The organism is Wolbachia endosymbiont of Drosophila simulans wHa (assembly GCF_000376605.1).
In the GTDB taxonomy this organism is placed as follows: domain Bacteria; phylum Pseudomonadota; class Alphaproteobacteria; order Rickettsiales; family Anaplasmataceae; genus Wolbachia; species Wolbachia pipientis.
This window is the reverse complement of sequence record NC_021089.1, coordinates 244,849-262,177: the sequence shown is the minus strand read 5'-3', so window position 1 is coordinate 262,177 and position 17,329 is coordinate 244,849. Positions and strand designations below refer to the sequence as shown.

At 34.3% G+C, this 17,329-nt stretch carries 9 protein-coding genes; 7 read left to right on the top strand and 2 right to left on the bottom strand.

Annotation, left to right across the window (positions count from 1 at the left end):
* Positions 1-332: 332 nt before the first annotated feature.
* The 3 genes from WHA_RS01180 (at position 333) to ltrA (ending at position 3,236) form a co-directional block, all read left to right on the top strand.
* Complete coding sequence (locus WHA_RS01180; protein ID WP_015588905.1) at positions 333-1,337, top strand: virulence RhuM family protein; 1,005 nt, start codon at positions 333-335, stop codon at positions 1,335-1,337.
* A 494-nt stretch (positions 1,338-1,831) separates the two neighbouring features.
* Positions 1,832-1,960, top strand: a complete 129-nt coding sequence (locus WHA_RS07215) for a hypothetical protein (RefSeq protein ID WP_255324786.1) — start codon at positions 1,832-1,834, stop codon at positions 1,958-1,960.
* Positions 1,923-3,236, top strand: coding sequence for a group II intron reverse transcriptase/maturase (gene ltrA, locus WHA_RS01175; protein WP_015588904.1), 1,314 nt, complete (start codon positions 1,923-1,925; stop codon positions 3,234-3,236). Before WHA_RS07215 ends, ltrA begins: the two co-directional genes overlap by 38 nt.
* A 1,165-nt stretch (positions 3,237-4,401) precedes the next feature.
* On the opposite strand, the gene WHA_RS01165 is transcribed toward ltrA, so the two are convergent.
* Together WHA_RS01165 and WHA_RS01160 are read right to left on the bottom strand one after the other, a co-directional pair.
* Positions 4,402-6,597, bottom strand: a complete 2,196-nt coding sequence (locus tag WHA_RS01165; protein ID WP_006280189.1) for an AAA family ATPase — start codon at positions 6,595-6,597, stop codon at positions 4,402-4,404.
* 707 nt (positions 6,598-7,304) lie between these two features.
* The gene (locus WHA_RS01160) at positions 7,305-10,832 is read right to left on the bottom strand and encodes a DEAD/DEAH box helicase (RefSeq protein ID WP_015588903.1); all 3,528 of its coding nucleotides are present in this window, start codon (positions 10,830-10,832) and stop codon (positions 7,305-7,307) included.
* Positions 10,833-11,525: 693 nt separating this feature from the next.
* Between WHA_RS01160 and WHA_RS01155 the strand changes: the two genes are divergently transcribed.
* The 4 genes from WHA_RS01155 to WHA_RS01140 all read left to right on the top strand — a co-directional run bounded on the left by WHA_RS01155 (position 11,526) and on the right by WHA_RS01140 (position 17,326).
* Positions 11,526-12,287: a sugar phosphate nucleotidyltransferase gene (locus tag WHA_RS01155; protein WP_015588902.1), complete on the top strand. Its 762-nt coding sequence runs from the start codon at positions 11,526-11,528 to the stop codon at positions 12,285-12,287.
* Between the two features lie 131 nt (positions 12,288-12,418).
* Complete coding sequence (locus tag WHA_RS01150) at positions 12,419-13,378, top strand: NAD-dependent epimerase/dehydratase family protein (RefSeq protein WP_015588901.1); 960 nt, start codon at positions 12,419-12,421, stop codon at positions 13,376-13,378.
* On the top strand, positions 13,335-15,671 hold the full coding sequence (locus WHA_RS01145) for a glycosyltransferase (protein WP_015588900.1): 2,337 nt from the start codon (positions 13,335-13,337) through the stop codon (positions 15,669-15,671). Before WHA_RS01150 ends, WHA_RS01145 begins: the two co-directional genes overlap by 44 nt.
* Positions 15,632-17,326, top strand: coding sequence for a WG repeat-containing protein (locus WHA_RS01140; RefSeq protein ID WP_015588899.1), 1,695 nt, complete (start codon positions 15,632-15,634; stop codon positions 17,324-17,326). Before WHA_RS01145 ends, WHA_RS01140 begins: the two co-directional genes overlap by 40 nt.
* The last annotated feature ends 3 nt before the right edge of the window (positions 17,327-17,329 follow it).

The following is a 17,329-nucleotide window of genomic DNA, read 5'->3' as shown; positions in this document are numbered from 1 at the left end:
CCGGGATTTTCTGAAAAAAAGTTAAAATAATTTGAATGCAGCTAAGAAATTAAAAAGAGCCTAAACTTTAAGAACCCGCTAAACGGAAGTCCGACCTCCTAGACACCTTACTATTTGAGTTGTTTCCATTTTGGAAATAACTGTTTAATGGAGCTGAGAAGAGGTCACATGAATTTTTGATAAAACAGATACTTCCCCTCTATCTAGCTCATTAATAAGTTATAATAGCCCTCTAAAGACGTTTTAAAGAATTTAGTTGCAGTAGAGACAATTAATTGGTTAAATTCCTATTGATGATCAATGGTTTGTTTGTAAGTTATAGGAGATAGATAATGGATGAGAATAAGATTGTATTTTATACTACTCCAGGTGGAAATATAGAAATTGAAGTTTTATGCAGAGATGAAAATCTTTGGCTTACGCAAAAAAGGATGGCTGAATTATTTGATGTACAACTGCCAGCTATTAGTAAGCATATCAAGAACATATTTGAATCTGGTGAATTACAGGAAAAAGAAGTTGTTTCCACTTTTGAGGTAACCGCTGCAGACGGTAAAAATTACCCAACACAACTTTACAATTTAGATACAATTATAGCTGTTGGTTATCGAGTTAATTCTAAAAAAGCAACATTATTCAGAGTATGGGCTACAAAAGTTTTGAAGGATTTTATTATCAAAGGATTTGCTTTAGATAGTGAACGACTAAAAAACGGGAAAAAGTTTGGCAAAGACTACTTCAATGAATTACTTGAAAAAATCAGGGAAATACGAGCATCCGAACGTAGATTTTACCAGAAGATTACCGACATTTATGCCGAATGTTCTGCAGATTACGATCCAAATTCAGAAATAACAAAACAATTTTACGCAAAAGTACAAAACAAATTATATTGGGCAATTTATGGTTTAACTGCAGCAGAGTTGATATGTTCTCGGGTTGATCACAAAAAACCACATATGGGGCTAACTACATGGAAAGATGGTCCAGGTAAAAAAATTCACAAGAGTGATGTAAGTATTGCGAAAAATTACTTAACTGAAGAAGAACTAAGTGAACTAAACCACATTGTTTCGATGTATCTAGATTATGCAGAACTTCAAGCAAAAAAGAATCGGCTGATGAAAATGCAAGACCGGGCTGAAAAATTGGATGCATTTCTATTATTCAATGATTATGAAGTACTTAAAGATGACGGTAAAGTTAGTGCTGAAGTTGCAAAAGCCCTGGCTGAAGGAGAATACGAAAAGTACAGAGTTATACAGGACAAATTACATGAATCTGATTTTGATGAATTAATTAAAGCAAGTAAAGAAAGTGAGAAAATAACTATCTAACTACAACAAAAACCAGCTTGTAGTTGAGTTATCTGTGTTTGACATCTTGTTTACCACCTTTTGTTTTAATTTTAAGGGGGGTGAAAAATTGTGTGCGCCAAGAAGTGCGTAAGGAACAGTTGGTGAAAATCCAACACGGGTAAAGCTTAGCCGGCAACCTGGAACAAACCATTATGCTGCGTAAGGTAACGAGCGTAGTAAAGCTAATGGAATGGACAACATAGGGTGCAACGAAAGTGAAGGTATTGAGTCCCGTAATTCACGCGTCATGGGGGCTGACACTTTACATTTGGTGGAAGGCAACATGGGTAATAACGCTAAGGCAAGATATTACTCACCTCATCGGGATCGAAGGCCGCGTCATGTGTTGAGATGGACCTTACGTGAACTTGGGAGATCCTTTGTATTCCTGTAAGGGTACTCTGGAACAAGTCAATAAAGGCGAGGACTGGAGGAAGATGCAAAGGAAGTCGGACTAACTGATAGTACTCGGAGTGTGGGAAAGCCACATACAAGGGGAAGCGGTTAGCAATATAGTGACTGGTATAGGGATTGCTATACCAATACAACAGAGATTAGAGGAGTATGCAAGGAAAACTAAACCAGATAGCAGTAAGGGCTAAGCAAGATAAGCGAGTAAAATTTACATCATTAGTTCATTTGATTAATGAAGAGAATCTTGCAGAGTGTTATAAGGAACTAAAACGCAACAAGGCTTGTGGTATAGATCGTGTGACAGTGGAAGCTTATGGAGAAAATCTAGAAGAGAAACTTAAAACACTAGTGGATAGTATGAAGAGAAAACAATATCAACCGCTACCAGTGAAAAGGGTATACATACCCAAAGCCGGGAGCAAAGAGAAGCGCGGTCTCGGAATACCATCAACGGAAGATAAGTTGGTACAGGTAATGCTAAAGAAGATATTAGAAAATATTTATGAAGCAAACTTTATGGACAGCTCGTATGGATTTCGACCAGGAAGAAATTGTCATCAGGCGATAAACGCTCTAGATAAAGCAGTTATGCACAAACCAATTAACTATATTGTAGAAGTGGATATCAAGAAGTTCTTTGATAATGTTCAACATAAATGGCTAATGAATTGTCTAAGGGAACGAATAGCTGACCCAAATTTATTGTGGTTAATAAAACGATTTCTAAAGGCAGGAATAGTCGAAGTTGGATGTTATAAAGCAACCGATCAAGGCACACCACAAGGTGGTATAGTAAGCCCTGTATTAGCTAATATATACTTACACTATGTGCTGGACTTATGGTTTGAAAAGAAATTTAAGCCAAAAGCCAGAGGATATTTACAGCTAATAAGGTTTTGCGACGATTTTGTAGTTGGCTGCGAGAGGGAAGAAGACGCAAAAGAATTTCTAGAATTACTGAAACAAAGACTAAGTAAATTTGGGTTGGAAATAGCTGAAAATAAAACAAAAATAGTAAAGTTTGGTAAGAAAGAATGGTATCAAGCAGAAAGAGAGAAACGTAGGACGGCTAGCTTCAACTTTCTAGGATTTACACATTATTGTGGAAAAAGTCGTAATGGTAAACTTATGATGAAGCAGAAAACTTCAAAAATAAGCCTAGCCAGAAAGATTAAAGAAATCAAAGAATGGTTGAAGATGGTACGAAGTCGTATCTGTCTCAAAGATTGGTGGCAGAAACTTAAAGCCAAACTAACAGGACACTATAGCTACTTCGGAGTTAGCGGAAATTATCGGTGTTTGATTCAATTCTATCGACCGGTAACAAAGTTAGCATTTAAGTGGATAAACCGACGTAGTCAAAAGAAAAGTATGGATTGGGAACAACTTATACACTATTTAAAAGTAAATCCATTACCAAAACCAAAGGTATATGTTTCTTTATACACAGGAGCACTAGTGTGAACGCTGTATTGTGGAGCCGTGTGCGGGAAATCCGCAAGCACGGTTCTTTTGGGGAGACTATGGTTATGAGACCAAATCGCTGGTTTCAAGGTCATGAGTCTCTACCAGACCCCCTCCCTTCAGAAAGCCCTATATCTCTGCTTTTTTTGACTACTACAAAAGAAGCTTTTCTGTTGGAGACGTAAATAAACTTTGCTCTTTGTCTCCATTTTAAGCAGCAATCAAATTTTACGAGCTTCTGTCTCTTCTTCTATGGCAGTAACTTCAAACTTTTTTCCTTTAGCTTCATCTACAATTTGCTGATAAAGATTGTTTCATCACTGAGAGTTTTGCAATCAATTGCTCAGAGGTTTGCAATAAAAGTTGTTGTATTCTCATATAGTCTCCATTAACCCCTTATACTCACCACAAGTTGTTCAATCTTTTTTGAAAAATTTTCTTTGCAACCAACAAAAAAACATGATAGACTAGCTTTAGGGTTTTTTGTAATAAATAAAAATTTGAGATAAAAAATAATTTAGAAATGCCTCATAATCAATTTTTAAGCTACCTTACATGAGCAACTTAGGTCTTGGTGGTATAATTGTACCCTGAAGTCGTAGAATCGTTTTAAAACCGCATTAGCAGACCAACGTTTATTTGAGTTTTATCAGCATAAAAAAAAGATGAGAGTAAGAGCCTTTTAAAAACGCACTAATTGTATTTTTCATTAAATGTAAATATCTTAATAATATTTTGTGGCAGCCTTTCTGGACTTCTTTCTTTTTGCTGTTTAAGTTATTGTACTTTATTTGTATTTTACTATTATTTTATATTATCTATTATTATTTATTACTATTATATATATATAATATATAAGGGTTTTAGGAACGCAGAATCCGCTATACTGGCTGACTTCAGACACATAATAACTAGGAACACTTTTAGGAATAGAGGGCAAAAGGTTAGGATTCAAGCGATCTTTAGCTTCCTAGTTTCTCATTACTTATTTAGTAACCAAGGAATCAGGAATATAATTCAACCATTTGATGTCTTATCCCTTTTTAATTGAAATCATAACTTATAATAGGGTTGTGGCTCCGAAGTTAGATTGAGTAGATGGTAGATTGAATAGAGAAAATAGGGCAACTCTAAAATATTTAAAGAGCCACCCATAAAGAAAGACTTATCCTAACATTAAATTTTGCCTATAGCTAAAATCTTCAGCTCCAAGAGTGAACTTTCCTATACCACAAGCAAATGGTCCAGTTGGAATGTCAAGCCACTTATCCTCTTTTGCACCTGTAGACATTCCTTTAACTAACTGCTTTGCTTGTAAAAGTTCCTGAACTATACGCTCTAGTCGATCTCTTCCCATACTGTGGAAAATCTCAGGTAGCCTATGCCGTTGTTTATATACTCCTGTGCTTCCTGTGTGAGTAAATGGGTGTCCTGCAACAGCAGATCGTGTAATTGCATCAGTAAGACATATTTTAAGGTCTTTTTCACTAGCATTTTTAACTGTTAGTTGTATTGTTATATCTTCTAGTAGCCCTGTTTCCTGATTTCTTAGGTAAGTTCTTACAGTGCGATCAGCTAAACCATTGGCCTTCACAACTGCCCCATGAAACAAAGCATTCTGTCTTGGTGTTTCTCCTACTGCCTTAAAGATTTCTAGCCTAGCTGTATTTTCTATTGGCCAAAAAGCGTATGAGCATCTAACACCATTAACAAGAGCAGAGGTACCTCTAATTGCATCGCGTGCTTGTTCAGCAGTTAATATTGGTTTTTCTCCTTTTGGCTTTCTCATGTGATGAGCAGTAATTATCGAAGCTCCAGTACTACATGCTAAATCAGATAATAAGCACATTAGATAATCCCCTACAGCAGGATCAGCATTTATATCTGCATGGATAAATGAAGCAAGTGGATCAAATACTATCAATTTCAGATCTTTAATTTCCTCGAGCTGTTTCATTACGGATTCGAATTCAGGAGAAACTTCGACGATTTTACCACGAACATTTCTGAGTATTGTAAGTGATCCTCTGACGTTTGGCAGTGGTACAATAAATAATTTATCTTTATGTTTCAACCTTTCACACTTAGGGTCGAGTCGTTCTAAGCGGCGGTGTATCTCACTTGCATCATCTTCTGCTGAAAAAATCACTACTGATCCATGTTCAGTAACAAGTGAACCAAAGCCACACATCTGATCCTTATCACTTGCAACCTTAAGCGCTAGGTCAAGAAGAAGCATACCTTTGCCTGTATCTCCCATTGCTGCTATTATTGAAGTAACACCTAAAGGAAATAGACCTTCAACAAGAAACTTTTGCTCTGGTACCGGACCTACAAAGCGCTCTGCACTCCAATCTAAAATGTTAAGTGGCTGTTTTGTGGATCTTTCTAAACTTTTCATATTTGAAGTATCAGTAGCTGGAGTATCAATAGTAAGCAACGGAGTTGAAGCTAAAAACTCTTTGACATCTATACCTTCCTCTACACAATCAGCAGCATCCCATTTCTCAGGCTTACCTCGAGGAATTTCAAGCACAGCAAGTGATGCAACTCCGATCTCTAAAAGCTTTTTTTCAGCATTTTTTGCGTATTTATTACCTGCTTCATCATTATCTGGCCAAATGATAATATGCTTACCTTTAAGTGGTGACCAGTCTGTTTTATCAATTGGTGCGTTTGCTCCAGACATTGCTGTTGTTGCTGTGATACCTTGTTCTATCAGCGCTTCTGCACATTTTTCCCCTTCAACCAGAACAACTTTATCAGACTTTAAAATACTTGGTATGTTATAGAGAGGTCTTACTTTTGGCGCACCATACCGAGATTGTTTAACATCAAAAGGCTTATATTGCTTTTTTCCTTTAGGAGGATCAGAACGATAAATTTTTACAATGACCTGACCATTTTCATCATAATAATTCCAACTGTGGGTAATAAATTTCTCGAAGTCTTCGTCAGCCTTTGCGCATTTCTTGTTATATCCAAGACATTCACTTATAGAGGCCATCACTTCACAAAAGTCTCTCTTTGTATCTTTTCCCTGTGCACCTGCCCAAATATCAAGAACATCACCTTTCTGCCCAGTTGCAAAATCCTGCCAGAGTCCGGCTTTTCCACCAGTTAATGCTACTCTGAGGCTTTGTCCTTTGTTACCATGCACATCACCTATTCGGAATTCATCTCCATGAAAAGTTCCCCTTGGGAATAAATAAGAAAGGCATGATCTTATGTTTAATAATAGTTGTCTTTTTATTTCTTCTACATCAAATTGCTCTAATGGTTCTACAGTATTATTAAAATCATAATATTCATCATTTAAAGTATTTTTTTGTTTGACATCAGTTAAAAAATCTTGTACCATAAGTTGAAACTCCTTTTAAGATTAAGCGTTTGAAAGGTTTTTGAGTAAGGCTGTTTTGATTGGGGTCTTACTCTTTCATTATGTAAGTAAAAACTACGGTGGGGGTTCTCTTGGCAAAGCTTGAAAAATATATTAACAAGTAAAGGAAGTCAGTTCAGGTGAAAAGTGAGGTTTTAGTATCTTCTTTCTTTTAAGGAAAAATACTCTATTATAATTCTACTACATTTTACTCACCATGTCAACCACTTAGTTTTTATTCTGTTGATATATTTAAAATAAATTAAAAAAACTAATGTTTTCTTTCTGCTATATAATTCATAATGGTGTCTTTGATAGAAAACCCTCTACTATATATATACTGGGTTTCTTATGACTTTTTCTGAAAAAATTAAAAACTTTTTTCTTTGGAGGAGTTTGGCCTACCTATTAATGATAATCTTTTCAAGCCATCTGTAAAAATGAAAAGTTTCTGAAAACGGCAATTACTTTTTGGTTCATGAATAGAATTATTAAAGATGCTTTTTATTCAAATTTTAAAGGGCATTACAGGTGCTAAAGGGTACAGTTTAAAGTGGAATCACTTTAAAACGTAATTACAGGCTTTTTGCCTACCAATGAGACATAAAGTACGAAATATAAATCTTTGTCTCTATTTTGAACTATTAGCGGTAGTTAGCTGGTTCTTTACATTAAATAACTCAGCTATATTATAGTGCATTTTTTATATTAACTAAATCTCTTAATTGATCGTTGTTAAATTCTGTAATCCAACTCTCGCCACTACTTATAGTTAGGTTTGCTAATTCCTTCTTGCTTTGAATCATCTCATCAATACGCTCTTCAAATGTACCTGTTGAAAGTAGCCTGTACACCATGACATTACGTTCTTGCCCGATACGATAGGCCCGATCTGTTGCTTGTGCTTCCACTGCTGGATTCCACCATAAATCGTAATGTATTACATGGTTTGCCGCTGTTAAATTAAGCCCTGTTCCACCAGCTTTTAAAGACACTATAAGAATGTTGGACTGGAATAAGTTTTGAAAGTCATTAATCATTGTATCACGTGCTTTTCTAGAAAGTCCTCCATGTAAAAATGGCACTTCTGATTCAAACCTTTCTTCAAGTAGCCTAGCTATAATCTCACCCATTTCAGTGTATTGAGTAAATATCAATGATTTTTCTGCAACTTCACCAATACTAATCAATATTTCCTCAAGCATCTGCATTTTACCGGATTGTTCAATACTCGCACGCTTTTTCTTGCCAAACTGTGATGGATGGTTACAAATTTGCTTTAAAGCATTGATAAGTTTAAAGATTAGTCCCTTACGTTCAATCCCTTCACTTTTTTCTATCTTCTCCATAGTTGTATCAACAACCTTTTGATAAAGCGCTGTTTGCTCTGAAGTGAGGGAACAATAACGATTGTTCTCAATTTTATCTGGTAAATCCTGAATAATGCTTTTATCACTCTTAAGCCTACGTAACATAAAAGGGCTAGTGATTTTCATAAACCTTTCTAGACAAGTTTTATCTCTTGCTTTTTCAATCGGTGTTGCAAAGCTGCTTTTAAACTGCTTAGGAGTACCAAGATAAGATTTGTTGATAAAGTCAAAAATGCTCCAATACTCAAGCAACCTATTCTCAACAGGCGTACCACTCATAGCTATCTTATGTTTTGCTGCAATAGTTTTAATTGCCTTGGTTTGTTCGGTATTAGGATTTTTTATATTTTGTGCTTCATCAATCACGAGCAAAAACCAGCGAATTTTATTAAGTTCTTTTTTATCACGACGTGCAAGACCATAGGATGTTAGAGCTACATCATAATCACTTGCCAATTCTCGATTTTGTCCGTGATAGATGAAAAGCTTTAATTCTGGTGCAAAACGCTCTATCTCCCTTTGCCAATTGCTTAAGATACTTGTAGGCGCTACTATCAAGACTTTATCTTCATTTAAAAATCCTGCATTTTTACAGTATAGAATGGCTGCAATAACTTGTATAGTCTTACCAAGACCCATATCATCAGCAATTATGCTACCAAACCCACTTTCTATGTTCTGTACAAGCCAACTAAATCCGCGTTCTTGATATGGGCGTAGTTGTGCTATTAGATTATTTGGCGTAGTTACAGGTGTGTAAGTATTAAATTTTTTAAACAAGCTTGTAAGCTGCTGGTCAAATGCTACTTTAGTTTCATTTACTTCTCCTGTTAGAGCAGCTTGCATAAGCTCTGCTTGACTTAAATAATCAGGCAATTTATCAAGTTTTTTTAATAAAGCTTCTACCTCTTTGTCATCCAAAAGGACGTATTGATCCACGATTCTTACAAACCCTCGGGAATCTTTTAGCAATTTTTTAAATTCTGTAACGCTTAGTTTTTTATCTCCTATTGCTACTTTCCAATCAAATTTCAATAAATTTTCCAGCGTTAAAAAACTTTCGCGATCTTCTTTTATTTTATCCTTGGCAGACAAACTAAGACTTAATTGTGGTTTGAAGATTTTTTGCAAAGATTTCGGCAAGATAACTGTTATACCTATTGCTCTTAGTACTGGTACAATACCCAGGAATAAAGGTGCAAAATCGTCTAAATTAAATGATAACTTGCTATTGCTATCAATCGATCTTTCTAATTCAGGTATGTATTCAGATAAGAGTGCAAGATCAGATAAAATACTAAGCTTTACGTTTTGATTAGAAAGTGCTTTTTCCAGCTTGATGAATGACTTCTCATCATCCAGTGATAACTGTACCTCAAGTTCAAATTTTTCATGGTGATCTTTTATCATTAAATAGAGTTTGTAAGGTTTATCTGCTAAATAAAGACGTGAAAGCCAGAGATTAATTGCTTGCGGTATTTCCTTGTTGCTAAACTCAGTAAACTTGTATGGTCTTCCAGTAAAGAATAATTCAAAGATGTATTTATCTCTATGCTTATCCAGTGATGCAGGAAAGTTATCTTCTATATACCCTAAAAGGATGAGAGAGATAGCAACATTTACCTGTTCCTCTGGTTCCATAGCGATTTCTTGATATTTAATCAATAGAGGCGGACAAATAGATGATATCTTGCTATGAATTTCCTTAACTGACTCATTAAACAACGCCGGAATCCACCTAATTATTACTTCTCCTCTTTTGTTTTGTAATACTTGTGGTATTAGCGCTGACTTTTCCATTAGCATATGTGCAAACTGTGAAATCATATGCATGAAGCGAAGTTCAGGGTTAAGTTTGTGGAGTAACGAACTAGGAATATCATTTAAAAATCGTGCTACATCCCTCAATACATTTCCACTGAGCCTAAATAAATTAGTTGTACCATTGCTCACTTGAGTAAGGTAATGCTGATCATCAATGAATAGTTGAAATGTTTGCCAATTCTCAATATTTCCCCATCTTTTAATAAATAGCTCCTCTTCTGATAGTTCCTTCTTAGAAGCTGGATAGTACACTAACTTTCCTGCAGGATACTTTTGCCAGTGCTTATAAGCTATCTGTAAAATATTATGGAAGTTTTTTTCAAAAAAAAGTGGATTATCTGTTAAAATACTACTGATACAATCAAAAAGGTTAGGAATAGTTGATAAATCAATATCATTTAAAATTGCTTGGTTATGTATTCTAATTTTAGAACATGCCTTAAATATATCATCTATCTTTAAAATATTTTGAGCATTTTCTAATTTTCCATTCCCAAAATCATCGATAAGTGCTGACAAATTACAATTATGAATATTAAAAATCATGAAGGGGTTTTTATCAATTTCTGCAGCAATAAGATAAATTACAGCAGCAATGTGTTTACAAGGCATAGCCCAATCAGGACAGTTGCAATTTGCATTCATCTCTTCCCAATTTGAAGGAAACAATTTAATCCCAAGATCATTAAGCTTATCAAACAAGCTGGTTGGTAATTGCCTATTTATTAATTTAGATAGTATAGAAGGTGAAGTTTCAATAATTTGACGAATGGTCTGTTGTTCTGATGAGCTTAATTCATTGAGTATAATTTTGACTTTATATGGTTGAGGTTTTGAACCACGATATGGGTAAGATCCTGAGCTATGAACTTTAGCTGTAACTATGTGACCATTAATTTTAATACCAAAAGTTCGACCAGTATTAGCACAAGTTCTGCCACGTGGAAGACGGTTATCATAATCAATTCTATTGAAGCACTGAAGCCATTTTTCTCCCCACCATGTTCTTCCATAAATAGTCATCTTGTAAAACTATATATTTTAACCTAGATAAGCTAGATGCTGATTCTATGGATGATTTTCTCTGAATATGCAAAACTCATCTTGAACTACTACAAAATGTTAATTATAACAACAGAGAGGGCAAAAGCAATAAACACTTATATCAAAGGAAAAATTGATTAAGGGAAAAGTGAAACTTTTTAAAGGTTGTTTAATACCTTTACACCTGTGATTGTAGCACTAATGTTGTGCGATAAATGTACAGTGAAAATGTCATCAGAAGTTACCCAATTATTGAGTAGTTTTTTTTACGGCGTCAAGACTCTTGCCAGCATAGAAAATATCAGTTCCTATATAAATATCCTTATGGGCTAAAAGAAACTTCTATTGGTTGATAGAAAACAGAAAAAAACTATTTAAAAAGTATACTCAACAATATAACAAGGAAGCATAAGTTAGGGAAAGTAGTAGGCCGTTGATAAGGATTTGCCTATTTTCTCGATCAACTAGCTTTTGTATAAGTACTGATGGGTCAATATAAATGAGTAGTTCTGGGAAGCTTACTTTATCGGCTAATCTATATTAGCGTCATAGAGGATTTATATATTTCAAGCATGTTAATTATTTTTTCTGGATCATTTAGGAAACTATAGTAGACTTTACAACTCATTAATTATCACTTAACTTACCTCCTAGTAAGTTCTTGAGTTATGTATGGATAACACGTTGATAATATTAGCAGCAGGAAAAAGCAGTAGAATGAATTCACAGTACTCAAAAACACTACACCCAGTAGGAAATTTTACTCTTTTAGAGCATATAATTCACAATGCAAAACCGCTGAGTTTAAAAAGTCTATCAATTGTCATTAACAAGCCTTTTCTAAAGGAGTTAGAAAGATTTAGTACCTTAAAAGATATAATTGATAAATATAATATAAAATTGATAATTCAAGAAAATATTACAGGTACTGGCACTGCAGTTAAAATTGCCCTAGAAAGCCTGGAGCGGTTATCTGGACAAGACATAGTTTTAATACAGTACGGAGACACCCCGTTTATATCTAGTGATACAGTTATGAGAATGACTGATTGTTTAAAGTGTAATAATAAAAATTTAGTTCTTCTTGGATTTAATAGTCAAGATAAGCAATATGGAAGATTAGTAATTGATGATAATGACAATGTTCAAAAAGTCTTGAAAAGTGAAGATGAAATTCTTCTTGCAAACTCTGGAATAATGGTTTCATACGCTAAAGATCTTTATACCCTAATAAAAGAAGTAAAATTTAATGATTCGACCAACGAATGTTGTCTTAATGATATAATACCCATTGCAGCAAGCAATAACTTACGTGCAGGTTATGTAGTCGCTGACGAAAAGGAAGCAATGGGGGTAAATAACAAAGAGGATTTGGTCAAAGCAGAACGTTATTTTCAGGCAAATAGAAGAAGACAACCAACCCTTCTTTCATAACTATATTTTTTTATTCATTGATCCTTAATTTAAGTTGACATTTGTTTTATACTAGTTTTATAATGCTTTTTAAGTCTTACTTGTAAGATGATAGGTGTGAAAGATTTTCCTGGTTGTAGTGAGAGGGACACATGGGAATATTAATAACAGGTGCTGCAGGTTTGATAGGATCGGCTTTAGTAGAAAAGTTAGAAAAGCAGGGTTATGAAGTAATAAGCTGCGATATTAGGTTTCGCGACAACCCACTCAGTTTTTTTTCAGAAGATATAATGCCGCTACTCGCTAAGTGTACGGGGGTTATTCATCTGGCTGCAATTTCTAGAGTTATACATGGTGAGCTTTATCCTAAATTGTGCCAAAAAGTTAATGTCGATGGTACAATCCAATTCTTAGAATTCTGCAAGTCGCTTCCGAATAAACCATGGTTTATATATGCAAGCAGTAGAGAAGTATATGGAGAACAAAAGGAACTACCAGTTGCAGAGTCTGCTAGTATTAACCCAATAAATAATTACGCCAAAGGTAAAGCGTTTATTGAAGAACAAGTAATAAATTTAAAAGGTTCTAACTTTAATGTAGCAATATTACGCTTCTCAAATGTATATGGTGGTTTACTAGATCATAGTAGTAGAGTAATTCCTGCACTCTGTATCAATGCATTGAAAGGCGATCCAATTAGGATAGAAGGTAAAGAATGTGTTTTTGATTTTACCTATTTGGATGATGTTATAGAGGGTATATACTTAACTGTTAAATATTTACAAAACGAGAAATCTTCTCTTCCTGCTATTCATCTTACTACTAATAGCCCATGTACTTTAGAAAACTTAGCAAAAACAATATTAAAAGTCACGGAAAGTGATTCTAGAATTGATTTTTATCCTCCAAGAAATTTTGACGTAACTAAGTTCCATGGTGATTTTACTAGAGCTAAAGAGCTACTTGGTTGGTCTCCAAAGCATTCATTAAAAGTAGGATTAGGTAAATTTATAAAAAGTCTACAAAACAATACACAAGAATATCCTAACAATATAGATATGGTAATATATGAAAATATTAAAAGTTATTCATGGTTACCCTCCTTATTATAGCGCTGGTTCGGAGGTTTACAGCCAAACTCTTGCCCATGAACTAGCCAATAATAATGAGGTACAAATATTTACTAGGCATGAAAACAGCTTCTTACCTGATTTCCATTATACTACAGCTCTGGACTGTAGTGATTCCCGGATCTTACTGAATTTAATTAATATACCTACAACTAAATATCGTTACAAATTTATCAATGAAGAAGTAAATATAAAATTTAAAAGAATAATAGATAACTTTCAACCAGATCTTATACATTTTGGTCATCTTAATCATCTATCAATTACTTTACCAGAAGTTGCTTTTAAAGAAAATATATCTACAATTTTTACGCTACATGATTTTTGGTTAATGTGTCCAAGAGGAAGATTTATTCAACGTAATTCTGAAGATTTGTTACGGCTTTGTGATGGACAGAAGGATCAAAAATGTGCAACCCAATGTTACAAGGGGTATTTTACAGGAGATGAAGAATTCTTGAATTCAGACTTAAATTATTGGGAACAATGGGTTGCAACTAGAATGAAGCAAACAAAGAAAGTAGTGGACTATATAGATTACTTCATTGCTCCGTCAAAATTCTTAATGGATAAATTTACTCAAGACTTTAATGTTCCGATAAACAAAATTTCTTATCTTGATTATGGTTTTGATCTAAATCGTCTTAAGAATAGAAATAGGGTGCAAGAAAAAGAGTTTATTTTCGGTTATATAGGTACTCATACTCCCGAGAAAGGTGTTGACCTATTATTGAAGGCTTTTTCTCGCTTATCATCTAAAGCAAAACTTAGAATTTGGGGAGCGGCAAGGGAAGAAACTAAAACTTTAAAAGCGATTGCCGATCAGTTTCCACATGCTGTTAAAGAAAGGATAGAATGGATGGGAAGTTATAACAATAAAAATATAGTTACTGATGTATTTAATAAAGTTGATGCGATAGTTGTTCCTTCAATTTGGGGTGAAAATTCACCATTAGTAATACATGAAGCACAGCAACTGAGTGTACCAGTAATAACGGCTGATTATGGTGGCATGGCAGAATATGTAAGAGATGGAATAAACGGACTATTATTTAAGCATAGAGATACAAATAGTTTGTCAGAAAAAATGCAAGTCCTATCTACAGACCAGGAATTATACAGTGAACTGACCCAAAGAGGCTATCTTTATACTAAAAATGGTAATGTACCTTCTATAAGTGAGCATACTGAGAAACTTAACAAAATTTACCGTAATGTTATTGAAAATAAAGGCAAATCAGTGGCTACAAAACCTGGTCCTTGGAGAATTACTTTTGATACTAATCCAGATTACTGCAACTTTGCTTGTGTAATGTGTGAATGCTTTTCACCATATAGTAAAGTTAAAGAGGAGAAGAAAGCTAAAGGGATAAAACCCAAGATAATGTCAATAGAAACTATCAGGAAGGTAATTAAGGAAGCAGATGGAACACCTTTAAGGGAAATCATTCCTTCTACTATGGGTGAGCCTTTAATGTATAAAAGCTTTGATGAAATAATCAATTTGTGCCATGAGTTCGGCCTGAAGCTTAACCTCACGACCAATGGTTCTTTTCCTATTAAAGGAGCTAGAAAATGGGCTGAACTATTGGTACCAATTTTATCTGATGTTAAGATTTCCTGGAATGGGGCAACTAAAGAAACTCATGAAAGAATCATGAAAGGTTCAAAATGGGAAGTAGTGACAGAAAATTTAAAAACTTTCCTTGAAGTTAGAGATAAATACTTTAGCGATACAGGTGAAAGGTGTACCGTTACTTTACAATTAACATTTTTAGAAAGTAATTTACATGAACTTTACGACATAGTTGAGATGGCTATAAAAAATGGCATAGATAGAGTTAAAGGACATCATCTTTGGGCACATTTTAAGGAAATTAAGGATCTATCTATGAGGAGAGATGAATTAGCAATTAGTAGATGGAATACGGAGGTGGGAAGGTTATATGAACTTAGGGATAATATGCTATTGCCAAATGGTAAAAAGATAAAATTAGAAAATTTTACGATCCTTTCTCAAGAGGGTATCAAGGATTTGGCTCCAGGTGGTCAGTGCCCATTTTTAGGTAAAGAAGCATGGATAAACAATGAAGGCAAGTTTAGTCCCTGCTGTGCTCCAGATGAACTACGCAAAACATTAGGAGATTTTGGCAATGTTAATGAAGTTAAACTGGAGGAAATATGGCAAAGTAGCGAGTACCTAAACTTACAAAAGAATTATTTAAACTATGAATTATGCAAAACATGCAACATGAGAAAACCATTAGTCAATTAATGAAAGATAGTGAGTACCTTAAATCTATTAGGGTTTCCCCCTGTGAAAGGTTTCACCAATTGTCAGAAAATCCTTTGTACAAAAATAGATTTATTAGAGTTGATAAATTTCACGAGCCTGGCCTTGCACCAGTTTATGATGAGACAGGCGCTTATCACATCGATGCAATGGGAGAAGCAATTTATCGCGACAGATTTTTAAAAACTTTTGGATTTTACTGCAATAGAGCAGCCGTAGAAGATGACACAGGGTATTACCATATTGATCCATCTGGATGTAGAGCATACAAACATTCGTATCAATGGATTGGAAATTACCAAGAAGATATTTGTGTGATTAGAAAGCATGATAAGTTTTTTCATATTGATTTGAACGGCAATAGAGTTTATGAGCAAGAATACAATTATGTTGGGGATTTTAAGGATGGTATCGCTGTAGTCCATAAAGATGGTAAAGCTACACATATTAATAATCATGGAAAGTTAGTACATAATAAATGGTATAAAAAGCTTAATGTTTTTCATAAAGGATTTGCTATTGCAGAAGATAAGCATGGCTGGTTTCATATAGATATTAATGGCAATCCTGTTTACCGGCAAAGATTTAAAATGGTAGAAGCATTCTATAATGGCATGGCAAAAGTTGAAACTTTTGAAGGTGTATTAGGACAGATCGATATTACCGGAAACGTAAAGTTTAGTATTTTTGATTTAGATAAAGAATCTCAAGTGCATAAGATTTCTGCAGAACTTTCAGCCTTTTGGAAAACTTACCTCGCAAATGTTGCTATTGAACTTGATTTGTTAAATATCTTACCTGCAACTATGCCAGTTTTATCTCAAAAGTTAAATATTATCGTTCCAAATCTAGAAAGGCTGTTAAGGGCGTTGTGGGAAATAGGGTTTATTGATTACGATAAGAACAAGGACTTATGGCAACTATCATCAAAAGGTAAGTGTTTTAAGGAAATACCATTTTTGCCTAAAGCAGCAGCAATGTGGGCAAGGGTTGCCGCTGAAAAGAATTGGTTAAAAATTGCCGATATATTAAGGCAGGAGTCAATATCTTCATTTGAATCTTTTAAGGAGAAAGAAACATCAGAAGACAGGAAAATAGCGTTTTACCAAGCATTGCTAGGATATTCCAGGTTTGACACTAAAGAGTTTAATTCTAGGGTTAATATAGATGGTGCTAAAAATATATTGCTATTTGGCGTACACTCTTTATTTCTTGCTTATTCTGATATACACAATAAAGGTTCTATAGGCTTATATTATTACAACGAACATAAAGTGCCTAGGCAGGCAGTAGAAGATTTAAAAATTAAACTCATAACTCAAGAAGAATTATCAGCTACAAATTATGAATTAGGTGTCTTTTGCCGCTTTCTGCAGCATTATGATGATAATAAGGTATTGTCTTATTTAAAATTGGTAAAAAATAAAGGAATACCACGCGTTTTAGTGATAGAAACTATCCTAGATTACTACTCCCCAGTGGGAGGTTCTGTAGATATTAATGTAATGGTTGAAACAGGGGGTAAACTAAGGACATTGAGCGATTGGAAAAGAATACTAAAACAAGTAAAAGGGCTTAAAATTTTTAGTATTGTACCTTTAACAGATTATTTATCAGTTATTGACATTAGGTGTTAATAT

What these genes read in the sequence shown, in the direction of transcription:
- WHA_RS01180 (WP_015588905.1), top strand. Translation starts at nt 333, where the DNA reads ATGGATGAGAATAAGATTGTATTTTATACTACTCCAGGTGGAAATATA.
- WHA_RS01150 (WP_015588901.1), top strand. Translation starts at nt 12,419, where the DNA reads ATGGGAATATTAATAACAGGTGCTGCAGGTTTGATAGGATCGGCTTTA.
- WHA_RS01165 (WP_006280189.1), bottom strand. Translation starts at nt 6,597, where the DNA reads ATGGTACAAGATTTTTTAACTGATGTCAAACAAAAAAATACTTTAAAT.
- ltrA (WP_015588904.1), top strand. Translation starts at nt 1,923, where the DNA reads ATGCAAGGAAAACTAAACCAGATAGCAGTAAGGGCTAAGCAAGATAAG.
- WHA_RS01155 (WP_015588902.1), top strand. Translation starts at nt 11,526, where the DNA reads ATGGATAACACGTTGATAATATTAGCAGCAGGAAAAAGCAGTAGAATG.
- WHA_RS01140 (WP_015588899.1), top strand. Translation starts at nt 15,632, where the DNA reads ATGCAAAACATGCAACATGAGAAAACCATTAGTCAATTAATGAAAGAT.
- WHA_RS01145 (WP_015588900.1), top strand. Translation starts at nt 13,335, where the DNA reads ATGAAAATATTAAAAGTTATTCATGGTTACCCTCCTTATTATAGCGCT.
- WHA_RS01160 (WP_015588903.1), bottom strand. Translation starts at nt 10,832, where the DNA reads ATGACTATTTATGGAAGAACATGGTGGGGAGAAAAATGGCTTCAGTGC.